The following is a 12,495-nucleotide window of genomic DNA, read 5'->3' as shown; positions in this document are numbered from 1 at the left end:
AAGCGACGAAGCAATCCATTTCTCCGCTTGCGGCACGATGGATTGCTTCGCTTCGCTCGCAACGACGGGCGTGTCCACTACGCTTCGGAGCACGCACCAATCGGCACCGGCGTCCGGCTCACCACGATGACCCAGTACAGCAGCGCGCAGGCGCTGATCGCGGCACCCAGCACGCAGACGCCGGACCAGCCGGCGGCGGCATAGGCCATTGTCGAGCTGATCGCGCCAAAACCCGTTCCGATCGAGTAGAACACCATGTAGCCGCCGACCAGCCGGCTCGCCGCGTCGGGGCGCGCGGCGACGATCAGGCTCTGGTTGGTGACATGGATCGCCTGCACCGCGAAGTCGATCATCAGGACGCCGGCCACGACCAGCCATAGCGAGGTGTTGAGGCAGGCGATCGGCACCCAGCCGGCGAGCATCAGCAGCAGCGACAAGCCGGTGGTGCGCTGCCCCCAGCCGCGGTCGGCGAACTGACCGGAATTGCGTGCCGCCAGCGCGCCGGCGAGGCCTGCGATCCCGAGCATCCCGATCGTGGTATGCGACAACGAGAGCGGGGGTGCCGCGAGCAGCAGCACGACCGAGCTCCAGAACACGCTGAAGCTCGCGAAGATCAAGAGCGCGAACACCGCGCGTTCGCGCAAGACCTGCTCCTCGACGAACAGCGCGAGCGTCGAGCGCAACAGCTTGGCGTAGGACGATCCGGCCATCGGCTGCGGCGCATGCCGCGGCAGCGCGCGTGCCAACAGCGCCGCCAGCACCAGCGTCAGTGCGGCCGAGGTGAGGTAGACCACGCGCCAGCCGCCGAGATCGGCCAGCGCGCCGGCGGCAAACCGTGCGAGCAGAATGCCCGAAACCACGCCGCTGGTGACGGTGCCGATGGTGCGGCCGCGGTCGGCCGGCGCGGCCAGCGTCGCGGCGTAGGCGACCAGCACCTGGATCACGACGGCGAGCAGCCCGACCAGCACCATGCCGGGCAGCAGCACCGCGGCGTTCGGCGCGGTGCCGACGATGGTGAGCGCGATCGCCGACAGCACGGTCTGGCCGACGATCAGCCTGCGGCGGTCCCAGAGATCGCCGAGCGGCACGATCAGCATCAAGCCGAAGGCATAGCCGATCTGGGTCAGCGTCACGACGCCGCCGATCACCGCCGGCGTGATGGAGAGATCCTGCGCCATGGTGTCCAGCAGCGGCTGCGCGAAATAGATGTTGGCGACGCTCAGCCCGCAGGCGACGGCGAACAGCAGCACGACGGCGGGCGACAGAGCGCGAGCCATGGTGTCGCCGGGCTTGTCGTTTGTCTTGTGATGGTCCTCGGCCGGCCGGGCCTCAGCCATGGTCTGGTTCGTCATCTTGCCTCCGCTGCAATTCGCAAGCTGGTCTCATAATGAGACCAGTTGCGCCGGGCGCTGTCTAGTCCTATTTTAGGACCAGTTCGGAATCGTGATCGAGAAAGGTTGGCCGCGATGAAGCGGACCGGATTCGCCAAAGCGGAATGCCCGGTGGCGCGCGCGCTGGATGCGATCGGCGACTGGTGGTCGCTCCTGATCGTGCGCGACGCGTTCGACGGCCTGCGCCGGTTCGGCGACTTCCAGAAGAATCTCGGCATCGCCAAGGGCATGCTGACAACGCGGCTGCGCACGCTGATCGAGCTCGGCGTGCTCGAGCAGGTCGCAGCCTCCGACGGCAGCGCCTATCAGGAATATGTGCTGACGAAGCGGGGCCACGACCTGTTCCCGATCGTGGTCGGCTTGCGGCAATGGGGCGAGGCGCATCTCTTTGCGCGCGGCGAGCCGCATTCGGTGCTGCTCGACCAGGCAGGCCAGGCGGTCGGGCAGCTCGTGCTGCCGTCGAAGAGCGGCAAGCCGCTGGGCTGGGCGGACACGAAGGTGAGGAAGGTCGCTGCGCGGAGGCGGTGAGCGAAGGGCGAACTCTCTCCACGTCATTGCGAGGAGCGAAGCGACGAAGCAATCCATGTCTCGGCAAGCGGCGCGATGGATTGCTTCGCTACGCTCGCAATGACGGGGATGGAGCCGGGCCGTCGCCCTTCGAGACGCGCTACGCGCTCCTCCAGCGACAAAGGCGAAGCCTTTGCGCGGGGGTGACGGACGACGTGTGTTCAATCCACAATAAACAGCGTCGCACCCGTCTTCGTCGACGAACGATGTGCGGCGTCGCCGAAGTCGGAGACCTGGTAGCTCATGCCCGGCTTCAGCGTGAATCTGCGGCCGTCGCGCAGCTCGGTGTCGAGCTCGCCCGTGACGACGTAGAGCACATGGCCGCGATCGCACCAGTGATCGGCGAGGTAGCCGGGCGAATATTCGACCATCCGGACCCGCAGCTCGCCGATGTTGAGCGTGCGCCACAGCGCCTGTCCGGTCTCGCCGGGATGCACTGAAGGCTCGAGCTTGTTCCAGTCGGTGACGGTGAAGGGCAGGGTCGGGATTTTCATGCGCGTGGTTCCTGACGTTCTGTTCAACCTACGAGTCCTCTGCTGTCATTGCGAGGAGCGAAGCGACGAAGCAATCCATCGTTCCGCATATGCGGACAAAATGGATTGCTTCGCTTCGCTCGCAATGACGGCTGAGAAGCAGCCTCACCCCACCAGATGGTTCGCCGAGCCCTGCCGGATCTTCCCCTCGGCGTCGAGCCGCAAATACTCGCAGATCTTCTTGCCGCTTTCGTTCTGGTAGAACACGACGACGCTGTCGGGCGAGACATAGAGGTCGATCAGCTCGAAATGCAGCTCGGGCAATTTCGCCAGCGCCGTGCTCCAATAGGCCCGCAAGCTCACCTTGCCGCGCACGGTGCCTGACGCGCCGAAGCCGAGCGGCGGGATCCGGTCCGAGGTCATCTCGGCATCCTCGGCATACATCGCCAGCACACGCTCGAGGTCGCGCGCGTTCCAGGCGGCGATCCAGTCGCGGCCGAGCGCGGCAAGGCGGGGCGGGTCGTGAAAATCCGGCATTGGTTTCCTCCATGTGGCTTATGGCCAAATTAGGTCAATAATACTGACCTATACGGATTTGTCCATGCCCAAAGAAGAATGTGGGCGCCCCTTCGAGCGCGGTTGCGGGGGCGGGCGCCGTCGCGTATCTGCTTGCCATGACAGCCCAGCACACAGCCCAAGACACAGTTCAAGCGCCGTCGACGCCCTCCGTGGCCTCGGCGCATGACAAGATTCTGATTGTCGATTTCGGCAGCCAGGTGACGCAACTGATTGCCCGCCGCGTCCGCGAGATGGGCGTCTATTCCGAGATCGTGCCGTTCCAGAAGGCGGAGGCCGCCTTCAAGGAGATGAAGCCGAAGGCGGTGATCCTCTCTGGCGGTCCGGAATCGGTGCATGAGACCGGCTCGCCGCGCGCGCCGCAGCTGATCTTCGAGTCGGGCGTTCCAGTGCTCGGCATCTGCTACGGCCAGATGACCTTGGCGGCCCAGCTCGGCGGCGAGGTCGAGGGCGGGCACCACCGCGAGTTCGGCCGCGCCGATGTCGAGGTGAAGACCGACAGCCAGCTGTTCGACGGCATCTGGGGCCATGGCGAGAAGCACCAGGTGTGGATGAGCCATGGCGACCGCATCACCAAGATGCCTCCGGGCTTCTCCGTCGCCGGCACCTCGCCGAATGCGCCGTTCGCGATCATCCAGGATGAGACGCGTAAATATTACGGCCTGATGTTCCATCCCGAGGTGGTGCACACGCCCGACGGCGCCAAGCTGCTGCGCAACTTCGTGCGCAAGGTCGCGGGGCTGACCGGCGACTGGACCATGCGCGCCTTCCGCGAGGAGGCGATCGAGAAGATTCGCGCCCAGGTCGGCACGGGCAAGGTGATCTGCGGCCTGTCCGGCGGCGTCGATTCCGCCGTGGCGGCGGTCTTGATCCACGAGGCGATCGGCGACCAGCTCACCTGCGTGTTCGTCGATCACGGCCTGCTGCGGCTCGACGAGGCCAAGACCGTCGTCGACCTGTTCCGCAACCACTACAACATCCCGTTGGTCCATGTGGACGCGTCGAAGCAGTTTCTGGGCGAGCTCGAAGGCGTCACCGACCCTGAGGTGAAGCGCAAGACCATCGGGCGCCTGTTCATCGACGTGTTCGAGGCCGAAGCCAAGAAGATCGGCGGCGCCGAATTCCTGGCCCAGGGCACGCTCTATCCTGATGTGATCGAGAGCGTCTCCTTCACCGGCGGCCCGTCGGTGACCATCAAGTCGCACCACAATGTCGGCGGCCTTCCGGCGCGCATGAACATGAAGCTGGTCGAGCCGCTGCGCGAATTGTTCAAGGACGAGGTGCGCGTGCTCGGCCGCGAGCTCGGCCTGCCCGAAGTGTTCGTCGGCCGCCACCCGTTCCCGGGCCCCGGCCTCGCCATCCGCTGCCCCGGCGACATCACCCGGGAAAAGCTCGACATCCTGCGCAACGCCGATGCGGTCTATATCGACCAGATCCGCAAGCACGGCCTCTATGATGCTATCTGGCAGGCCTTTGCGGTGCTGCTGCCGGTCAAGACCGTCGGCGTGATGGGCGACGGCCGCACCTACGAATACGTCGTCGGCCTGCGCGCCGTCACCTCGACCGACGGTATGACCGCCGACTTCTACCAGTTCGACATGAAATTCCTGGCCGAGACCGCGACGCGCATCATCAACGAGGTGAAGGGTGTGAATCGGGTGGTGTACGACGTGACGTCTAAGCCGCCGGGGACGATTGAGTGGGAGTGAGGGGTTCTCCAGCGCGTTAAGCCGTGCGACGGGGGCGAGGATGTTTGATGACGTTCCTAAGCGCCTCGCAGACTATTTGAGAGATGCTGCTTGTGATTTTGATAGGGAGAGCTTCTATTGGTTCGCGGCTGCTTACATCGGCCTATTTTATCTCGGAAAGAATTTAACAAAGGCAGAAACAAGCGATTTTCTAGACCTTCAGCGGACCAGCAGAGGAGGGATCTGGCATGGTTACGTTGGACGCGTGCTGCTTATCGGAGAAACACTCTTTCTGATGCGGTCATGTCCGGGCTTCTCGGAGTTTTGTCGTCGAATGCGTGGACGAGATCTTCGATCCACTTATTACCAGATGTATGCCGCGCGGATGTTTCTTGAGGGTGGCTATGACGTACGAGCTAAGCCCGAGGTAGGAATCAGGCGCGAAGATTTTGATTTTCAAGCGATCGCGGACGGGGAGACAGTGAACGTTGAAGTCACAGCGCTCACCGCAGAGAGTTTTCCCATCCAAACAATCGAAAATGCGCTGAATCACAAGCGAAAGCAACTGCCTGATACAGATGCTTCCATCATTTTTTGCGTGCTGCCGGAAAGCTGGGCCACAACAGAAAATTTGGGGCCGTCTCTTGGCGAACTTACTGAACGATTTTTCCATCGCACGCGCCGAGTAACGGCGGTCGTATTCGTAGTGGAGATGCATGTCAGCGGGACCGATGAGCCAGTTGGGAACTTCTGGATTCATCATGCTTGCCTGTTGCATCCGAACCCGCGTCGACCAATTCGATCGTTTGGATTTTTCGCTAATGATGCCTGGGAGCCGACATATGTGGCCCCGGATGGCTCTCCAACAATGAGACGAGAGAGCGATTTTTTCCGATGGGTAGATAGTATATTTAGCGCCAAGGATATCCGGGTGCATCACCAATCGGCTATCGAACGGCGACGGTTCGTATAACGCAGAACGAATTCGAGCCCATTCACCCAGGCCAAGTAGTTAAGGCGATCGAAGACCTTTGCCGCTACGTCAACCAAAACTGGGACAGCAAAAGTGCGATTGAGCTTTCGTCGTACGTGCTTTGGCGGTTGAATTGGATCCACCCGTTTTTGGACGGAAGCCGCACAACCATCGCGCAGGGAAGGCCGGATGTTTCCGGTTACACCTGTGGTCCTACCCCCGAGCTTCCTACCCATTGCTCGGGGCCCATGGGTGCGATCGGCACCCGGTCTTCCCTGCGCCCTCCGATCGAAGAGGGTGAAACCAACAGCAAAGCTCGGACGATCATCGTCGCGAGAACGTGGTGTCATATCTGACGCTGTTTGAAACCGTTGATCCGAACTGCGCGCTGCCCGTCCGGCGCGGCCAGCGCGTCTCCCCGCCCTTCGAACGGCGCCCGTGCGCCGATCACTGCTCTTTCTTGAACAAATCCTGGAAGATGAGCTGGCCCCAAACGCGGCCGCGTGCGTGCACCAGCGAGCGTAGCCCGGATGAGCCAACGGGTCGCGCGAACGCGCGCCCGATGACGGGCTCCGCGATATCCGGGGCACCTCCTGTCAGCGTGTCACGTGGTGTCCGCATATCGCTTCGCTGATGCGGGCTACTCGCTACCATGGCTTAGAACGATCGAGTTGGAGCAGGGCGTCGCCGCCTCACCTCGATCTGACGTTCGGGCCATCTATGCCGGCAGAAGTCCCGCGGCGCGATAGCTGTCGATCATCGAGTCGTAGAGCGAAATATCGGAGCGGCTTCTGGCGACGAGCTGCGCGCCGGCGACGGCGGCGAAGATGGCGCGGGCCCGCTGTTCGCTCTTTCTCGAACTGACCAGGCCCGCGGCCACCAACAGCTTGCTCAGCCACGCCACGTTGACGTCGGCAAAGGTCTGGACCTCCTTCTTCACTGCGTCCGGCAGGTCGTCGACTTCCGCCGACATGAAGCTGCAGAGGCACATGCGGTTGTTGCTCTCGAGCGCTTTGCGAAACACATCGGGATATCGACGCAGGCAGCGGACAGGATCGGCCGTTTCTGCCAGCATCGCCTCGAGTTGGGCGGCGGTGTCTTCCCAGTAGCGCCGCGCGACGGCCACGCCGAGATCGGCCTTGCTCGGAAAATGGTGATAGATGCTGGCGGCCTTGATCCCGACTTCGTCCGCCAGATCACGGAAATTCAAGCCGCCATAGCCGCGTGCCTGCGCGGTCCGCTTTGCTGTCGCCAGGATGGCTTCCCGAGAGCTCGAACTCACTTCGTTGCCTCACCGCTTCGTTATCTACCAAGTGACAGATAGGCGTTGACCGGCCGGATTTGAAGGTTAATTTCAGCCTACCAAGTGGCAGGTAGACACAGGAGTCCTGATGAAGATTTACGATTGGCCAACTGGCCCATATCCGGCCCGCGTTCGCATCGCTTTGGCCGAGAAGAACCTGCGGCCGCAAGTGGAGTTCGTATTGGTCGATCTCTACAAGGGCGAGCACAAGAAGCCCGAATTCCTCGCCAAGAACTACTCCGGCACCCTGCCGGTGCTCGAACTCGACGACGGGACCTTCATTGGCGAGTGCACGGCCATCACCGAGTACCTTGACGCGCTCGATGGCGCGCCGATGCTGACCGGCAGGACGCCGCGCGAAAAGGGCGTGATCCACATGATGAGCAAGCGCGCCGAACTGGAACTGCTCGATGCCATCAGCGTCTATTTCCACCACGCCACGCCGGGTCTCGGGCCTCATGTCGAGATCTATCAGAACCCCGAATGGGGATTCCGTCAGCGCGACAAGGCCGTCAGGGGGATGCACTACTTTGACGGCATTCTGAAAGCACAGCCGTTCGTCGCCGGCGAGGCGTTCACGATGGCCGATATCACCCTCATCGGCGGCTTGATCTTCGCGGGACTGTTGAACGTGCCGGTGCCGATCGAGTGCGAGGCTCTCTTGGCATGGTATGCAGCGATGCAGGAGCGTCCTAGCGTCAAGAACCGGATAACGATGTCCGAGCCGATCGAGGCATCTTGATTAAGATCGTAGTTTGCGAACACCGCCCTCGCGAGTCTTACGCGAGGGCGGATCGGCAAGATAGCAAGCGTAGCCCGGATGAGCGCAGCGACATCCGGGGTTTTCCGATCGGCGCTCCGCGTCTTGTCCCGCATGTCGCTCCGCTCATGCGGGCTACGGGTCGCAAATCCGTTACTGCTCCTTCTTGAACAAATCCTGGAAGATGAGCGGGCCCCAAGTGCGGCCACGTGCGTGCACCAGCGCGCCACCCTCGTTGAGCTTTCCCAGCTTGACGGGTGCGAACCCTAGTTGCTCCGCCAGGGCCGCCACAGGAGCGGTCGCGTCCTCGTCGTCACCAGACAGAAAGACCACCCGGTGGCCACCCTCGACGATCGGATCGGCCGCCAGCTTGGCCGCAACCAGGTGATTGAACCCTTTCACGAAGCTGGCGCCGGTGAACGCCTTCGCGACGGAGGCGGAGGACGGGAGGCCGTCCAGCTCTTCAGGGACTGGAAACGCGTTCATCGCGTCGATCACCATCTTGCCTTTCCAGCTCGGCAGGGCCTTCGCAACCTCGCGATGCTCCCCGAACGGGACCGCCAGGATGATTGTGTCGGCCTCGAGTGCTTCCCGCAACGACTTGGCGACGACCGTGGGTCCAATCGCCCGCGCCTGCGGCGCCAACGCCTCGGGCGGCCGGCGGCTCGCGACGGTCACGTTGATGTTCTTACGGGCGAAGGCGTGGGCGAGGGCCTGGCCTACCTTACCGAATCCTACAATCGCGTAGCTCATGGTGCTTCTCCGATCCGTGTTGGTGTTGATTCGATTTCAGATGGCCGAAAAACCGCCGTCGACAGACAACTCCACCCCATTCACGAAGCTCGAATCGTCTGAGGCAAGAAACAGCGCGGCCGCCGCAATTTCCTCAGGGCGACCCATCTTTCCCCGCGGGATCAGGGATTCGAACATCCGCTTCGCCTCCTCGGTGAGGACCTGGTCCTGCATCGGAGTGGCGATCGGCCCCGGGCTCAGCACGTTCACCCGGATATTCCTGCCCTTCAGTTCGTTGAGCCAGGTGCGTGCGAATGAGCGCAACGCCGCCTTGCTCGCCGCATACACACCGTAACCGGGAAAACCTTTTACCGAAGCGACCGACCCGGTCATGAAGATCGAGCCGCCATCGCTGAACAGCGGCAACGCCTTCTGAACCGCAAACAGCGTGCCGCGCGTATTCAGGTCGAAGGTCGCATCGAAATGCCGCTCGGTAATCTCGCCCAGTGGGATGGCTTCGCCGATGCCGGCGCTCGCGTACAGGACGTCGATCTTGCCCTTTTCCCGCTTGACCGTGTCGAACAGACGGTCGAGGTCGTCGAGATTGGCCGCGTCGCCGCGCACGCCGGTCACGTTCCGGCCGATCAGCCTGACCGCCTCGTCGAGCGCCTCCTGCCTTCGGCCCGTGATGAAAACATAGGCGCCTTCTTCAACGAACCGCCTGGCGCTCGCCAGCGCCATGCCGCTCGATCCACCCGTGATGACTGCAACCTTACCCTCAAGCTTTCCCATGAGTTCTCCCTTCGTCGTGTCGGACAGCGTCTCTGGTCCCATCTGCGAGATGGCCCCCGAGAACCTCGACGTAGCTCCGCCGGCGTCAGGCGTTGAGTGCGGAAGCGCGCACATCGGTGGTGCGAAATCGATCCGGCCGGATGACTGACGCCAGCCGCGACGATCGGTGTCCGCCGTTCGGAATTGGGCCGCGCTTGTCGGCGTGGCTATTCGGCTTGGGCTATGATGATCGTCCGTGCTACCCACATACGAGATGCTGTTCGATGTATTGGAGACGGGCTTTGGAAGGCGCACCCCAGCGGTGCCGGATTGCACCATGATCGACTGGGATGACGTTCGCTACTTTCTTGCCGTCGCGCGCGGAGGCTCGGTGCGGGCTGCCGCCGAACGGCTCGGGGTGAACCACTCGACCGTGCTGCGACGCGTCGCCCAGCTGGAGGAGCGGCTCGGAGCGCACATGTTCGAGAAGCTGCCTTCGGGTTACCGCCTGACGGCTGCGGGGGAGGAGGTCCTCGAACTCGCGGACCAGATGGAAGCGTCGTCGCACCAGCTGGAGACGCGCGTCTTCGGCCGCGACCAAGGCGTGCGCGGGCTTCTGCGGGTGACGCTGGCACCGCCCCTCGCGACACACCTGCTCATGCCGGACTTCGCCGATTTCGCACGACTGCATCCGGACATCGAGATGGAAATCCTGTCGTCCGGTGAGCTGGCAAATCTGACCAACCGGGAGGCCGATGTCGCGATCCGCGTCGTCTACGACCGCAAAACCCTGCCGCTCAATCTTCACGGCCTGAAGGGACCGGAGCTGTTCGGCGGCATCTACATATCCCGCGATCGACTGGCCGCGTGGCGCGCGGGCGCGCCTGATCCCGTCAGGTGGATCGTCATAAGTATTCACGGAATCCCGGACTGGGCCCACGAGGGTGAGGTTCGCGCCGCCGAGGTTCCGTTCAGGGCGACAGATGCCGCGGCGCAGATCGTCGCGGTGCAGCAGGGGATCGGCATGACGACGCTGCCGTGCTTCGTCGGAGATGCCGACCCTCTGCTTGTGAGGGTGCCGGGCACCGACCTGCACATGTACGGAACGCTCTGGCTTCTCACACAGGGAGAGACACGCAAGACGAAGCGCGTGCGGCTCTTCACCGAGTTCGTATCCCGCAGGCTCACCGCATACGCTCCGCTTCTCGCCGGACTGTCCGTATCACGCGACTGATGCGCGGCAGGTCGCCGATGGCGCTTGCCGCAATCCGATCGGAAGCCGAGCCGCGATTGCACCAAGCGAAATCGCGGTCAATCCCTTGCGCTGCTGACGGTAGCAAGCGTAGCCCGGATGAGCGAAGCGATATCCAGGGCATCTTCTATCGTGTGTCGCGTGGAGTCCCGCATATCGCTGCGCTCATGCGGGCTACTCACTGTTTCAGCGGAGCGATGGCACATCGCGCCGGTCAAGCAGCTAGGAGGCCGCTCGACCGATCGATGCGCGCCACGCGATCAATATGGACCCGGCTCGCAGGGGACATTGTTGCCGGTCCAGGGCGCGGTGGCGAATGAACCGACGCGCGGCGCCGGAATGCAGGCGCGACCGTCGACATAGACGTGGTCAGTCGGCGCGGCGGCGCTCGCCTCCGCGACGTGGCGGGACATCGCGTGGGTTTCACGCGCCATTGCCGGCGACGCGATCATGGCAACCGCGATCAAGGAAGCCGACAGGAGTTCGACGTTGGTCATGGAGTTTCTCCGTGTTGTTTATGGGGCCAAGGAGTCTGGCCTCGTCAGATATTTGTGCGCGGCATCGGCGGACTTGAATGCAATCATCACTCACGCCGGCTCAACGCTGCGTGAGCAACGAGATCCTCGCCGTTGTGTCACGCGATGCAGACCATCACCGACAGTCCGGATGAACGAAGCGTAATCCATCACGTCTTCGGGTGATGATCGTGAGGGTGCGTTACGTCCGCGTTGGCACTCCTACGGGTTCAGCAAGCGGAGCCCGGATGAGCGAAGCGACATCCGGGGCGTGTCGTGGCGTTCCGCATATCGCTGCGCTCATGCGGGCTACCCGCTGGCGAACCCGTCCTGCGTGCCCAGGAACGTTCGGACGCAAACGCCGCACAAAACTCCGTCACGGCGCGAGCTCGGCTCGGACCTCGCCGAGCAGCGCCATGCCGCCGAGCCGGCCCAGTTCGTCCGAACATTTTGCGCTCTTGCCGTAGCAGCAGAACGCGACCGTGACGCGCTCTGAAGCGGTCCGATGCAGGGCAGGCCGCTGTCGCCGAAGGTGGTCATGCAGGGCACGACGCGGCGTTCCTCGAAAGCGAGGTCGCGAATGCGTTCAAGGATCTGTCCTTGAAGCCGATCGGCGACTTCAATCGATCCGCCCGAGCGGAACCAGTCCTTGATATCGGCCTCGCTGCCGAGCGGAAGATCGACCGGATCGCCGCCGAGCTTCAGCCAGGTCTGGCCGTCCGGATAGCGGATCGGAGGCAGGATGTAGGGATTGTCGCCCTTGGGCCCGAGACAACGCATCGACGGCATTCCGGCCAGGCGTTGAACCTCCGCCGCACCAAGCCGGAACAGCGCCGCGGTCCGCCCATAGACCGTAAAGCCCAGGGAGCGGCCGAGCAGCGATTGGGTGTGCCCGCCCGCCGCAACCAGAACGCGCTCGGCCTCGACGCTCCCCGATCGCGTCCGGATCGTGACGCCGGAGCCGCTTTCCGAAATCCCCAGCGCGGGTTCGTCGATGATCCGGGCGCCGGCGCGCTCCGCCGTGATCGTCTGCGTGCAACATCAGTGGTTTCGCTGCGGCCGATGTGAAGCGCACCGGCTTCCCGATAGAACTCCACGCCGCTCTCCGCTGAAATCTCGCCGTAGCGCGAAATCGCAGCGCGGTTCGCTTGCCGCCAGAACGCCCCTGGATCGTAACTCCGCGTGATGCGGCCCTCGTCATAGTGGCTGCCGAAGACGCCGCCATGGCGCGAAAAATCCGCCGGCTCATCGGGCCCGATCAGCGCAACATCGTGGCCCATCTTGCTCAGATGCCGCGCAGCTGCCGATCCGATCAGGCCGCGTCCGATCACCGCAAGTTTGATCGCTTGATTGTTGCTCACGAAGAAGTCCTGCGCTCTGCCTGCATCGGCGGTGTGAGATCGACCATGTCATTTCCGATGCTCCGGCAGCAAGCATAATCCAGCCGAGCGCGCAGGTGGACCGGTGAAGCGTGATCCGCCGCATCTTGAAGCC

15 protein-coding genes and 2 pseudogenes are annotated in these 12,495 nt (G+C 63.2%); 7 read left to right on the top strand and 10 right to left on the bottom strand.

All coding sequences use genetic code 11. The annotated features are described in order from the left end of the window. Positions 1–77: 77 nt before the first annotated feature. Positions 78–1,352: an MFS transporter gene (locus J2R80_RS31585; RefSeq protein WP_253639932.1), complete on the bottom strand. Its 1,275-nt coding sequence runs from the start codon at positions 1,350–1,352 to the stop codon at positions 78–80. Positions 1,353–1,466: 114 nt separating this feature from the next. Here J2R80_RS31585 and J2R80_RS31580 point away from each other — a divergent pair, with 114 nt between their 5' ends. After that, positions 1,467–1,919: a helix-turn-helix domain-containing protein gene (locus J2R80_RS31580; RefSeq protein WP_076826623.1), complete on the top strand. Its 453-nt coding sequence runs from the start codon at positions 1,467–1,469 to the stop codon at positions 1,917–1,919. 200 nt (positions 1,920–2,119) lie between these two features. On the opposite strand, the gene J2R80_RS31575 is transcribed toward J2R80_RS31580, so the two are convergent. Continuing rightward, positions 2,120–2,452 carry a DHCW motif cupin fold protein gene (locus J2R80_RS31575; RefSeq protein WP_076826624.1) on the bottom strand — a complete coding sequence of 111 codons (333 nt, stop codon included), beginning with the start codon at positions 2,450–2,452 and terminating at the stop codon, positions 2,120–2,122. A 144-nt stretch (positions 2,453–2,596) separates the two neighbouring features. Next, entirely contained in the window at positions 2,597–2,968 is a 372-nt protein-coding gene (locus tag J2R80_RS31570) for a nuclear transport factor 2 family protein (RefSeq protein WP_076826626.1), read from the bottom strand. A 137-nt stretch (positions 2,969–3,105) separates the two neighbouring features. Between J2R80_RS31570 and guaA the strand changes: the two genes are divergently transcribed. Genes guaA through J2R80_RS31555 form a run of 3 tightly spaced genes read left to right on the top strand, consistent with a single transcriptional unit; the run spans position 3,106 to position 6,024 of the window. Continuing rightward, entirely contained in the window at positions 3,106–4,716 is a 1,611-nt protein-coding gene (gene guaA, locus J2R80_RS31565) for a glutamine-hydrolyzing GMP synthase (RefSeq protein ID WP_076826747.1), read from the top strand. Positions 4,717–4,756: 40 nt separating this feature from the next. Then, positions 4,757–5,668, top strand: a complete 912-nt coding sequence (locus J2R80_RS31560; RefSeq protein ID WP_143271136.1) for a hypothetical protein — start codon at positions 4,757–4,759, stop codon at positions 5,666–5,668. Then, the gene (locus J2R80_RS31555; protein ID WP_141342128.1) at positions 5,638–6,024 is read left to right on the top strand and encodes a Fic family protein; all 387 of its coding nucleotides are present in this window, start codon (positions 5,638–5,640) and stop codon (positions 6,022–6,024) included. The genes J2R80_RS31560 and J2R80_RS31555 overlap by 31 nt, the downstream gene beginning before the upstream one ends. 91 nt (positions 6,025–6,115) lie before the next feature. Here J2R80_RS31555 and J2R80_RS31550 read toward each other — a convergent pair. Both J2R80_RS31550 and J2R80_RS31545 read right to left on the bottom strand, forming a co-directional pair. Then, positions 6,116–6,184: pseudogene (locus J2R80_RS31550) on the bottom strand (NADP oxidoreductase coenzyme); the annotation flags it as partial. A gap of 202 nt (positions 6,185–6,386) precedes the next feature. Next, positions 6,387–6,950 (bottom strand): TetR/AcrR family transcriptional regulator, encoded by a 564-nt coding sequence (locus J2R80_RS31545; protein WP_076831756.1) that lies wholly within the window; start codon positions 6,948–6,950, stop codon positions 6,387–6,389. A 109-nt stretch (positions 6,951–7,059) separates the two neighbouring features. Between J2R80_RS31545 and J2R80_RS31540 the strand changes: the two genes are divergently transcribed. Continuing rightward, positions 7,060–7,713, top strand: a complete 654-nt coding sequence (locus J2R80_RS31540) for a glutathione S-transferase (protein WP_076831759.1) — start codon at positions 7,060–7,062, stop codon at positions 7,711–7,713. Between the two features lie 171 nt (positions 7,714–7,884). Here J2R80_RS31540 and J2R80_RS31535 read toward each other — a convergent pair whose 3' ends face one another. Together J2R80_RS31535 and J2R80_RS31530 are read right to left on the bottom strand one after the other, a co-directional pair. Beyond that, positions 7,885–8,484, bottom strand: a complete 600-nt coding sequence (locus J2R80_RS31535) for an NADPH-dependent F420 reductase (protein WP_076831762.1) — start codon at positions 8,482–8,484, stop codon at positions 7,885–7,887. Between the two features lie 36 nt (positions 8,485–8,520). After that, positions 8,521–9,255 (bottom strand): SDR family NAD(P)-dependent oxidoreductase, encoded by a 735-nt coding sequence (locus J2R80_RS31530; protein WP_141342119.1) that lies wholly within the window; start codon positions 9,253–9,255, stop codon positions 8,521–8,523. Between the two features lie 316 nt (positions 9,256–9,571). On the opposite strand from J2R80_RS31530, the gene J2R80_RS31525 reads away from it, so the two are divergent. Further along, positions 9,572–10,468 carry a LysR family transcriptional regulator gene (locus tag J2R80_RS31525; protein ID WP_076831767.1) on the top strand — a complete coding sequence of 299 codons (897 nt, stop codon included), beginning with the start codon at positions 9,572–9,574 and terminating at the stop codon, positions 10,466–10,468. A gap of 278 nt (positions 10,469–10,746) precedes the next feature. On the opposite strand, the gene J2R80_RS31520 is transcribed toward J2R80_RS31525, so the two are convergent. The 3 genes and pseudogenes from J2R80_RS31520 to J2R80_RS43805 form a co-directional block, all read right to left on the bottom strand. Beyond that, entirely contained in the window at positions 10,747–10,983 is a 237-nt protein-coding gene (locus J2R80_RS31520) for a hypothetical protein (protein ID WP_076831769.1), read from the bottom strand. 327 nt (positions 10,984–11,310) lie between these two features. Beyond that, positions 11,311–11,976, bottom strand: coding sequence for a hypothetical protein (locus J2R80_RS43810; RefSeq protein WP_375162664.1), 666 nt, complete (start codon positions 11,974–11,976; stop codon positions 11,311–11,313). A gap of 108 nt (positions 11,977–12,084) precedes the next feature. Next, positions 12,085–12,281 (bottom strand): annotated as a pseudogene (locus J2R80_RS43805) (FAD-dependent oxidoreductase); the annotation flags it as partial. Here J2R80_RS43805 and J2R80_RS31510 point away from each other — a divergent pair. After that, complete coding sequence (locus tag J2R80_RS31510; RefSeq protein ID WP_206601536.1) at positions 12,225–12,440, top strand: hypothetical protein; 216 nt, start codon at positions 12,225–12,227, stop codon at positions 12,438–12,440. The pseudogene J2R80_RS43805 and the gene J2R80_RS31510 sit on opposite strands and share 57 nt — an antisense overlap. Positions 12,441–12,495 lie beyond the last annotated feature (55 nt).

Source organism: Bradyrhizobium sp. USDA 4541, assembly GCF_024171085.1.
GTDB classification, from domain to species: domain Bacteria; phylum Pseudomonadota; class Alphaproteobacteria; order Rhizobiales; family Xanthobacteraceae; genus Bradyrhizobium; species Bradyrhizobium australafricanum.
This window is presented reverse-complemented; position numbering and strand designations above follow the sequence as displayed.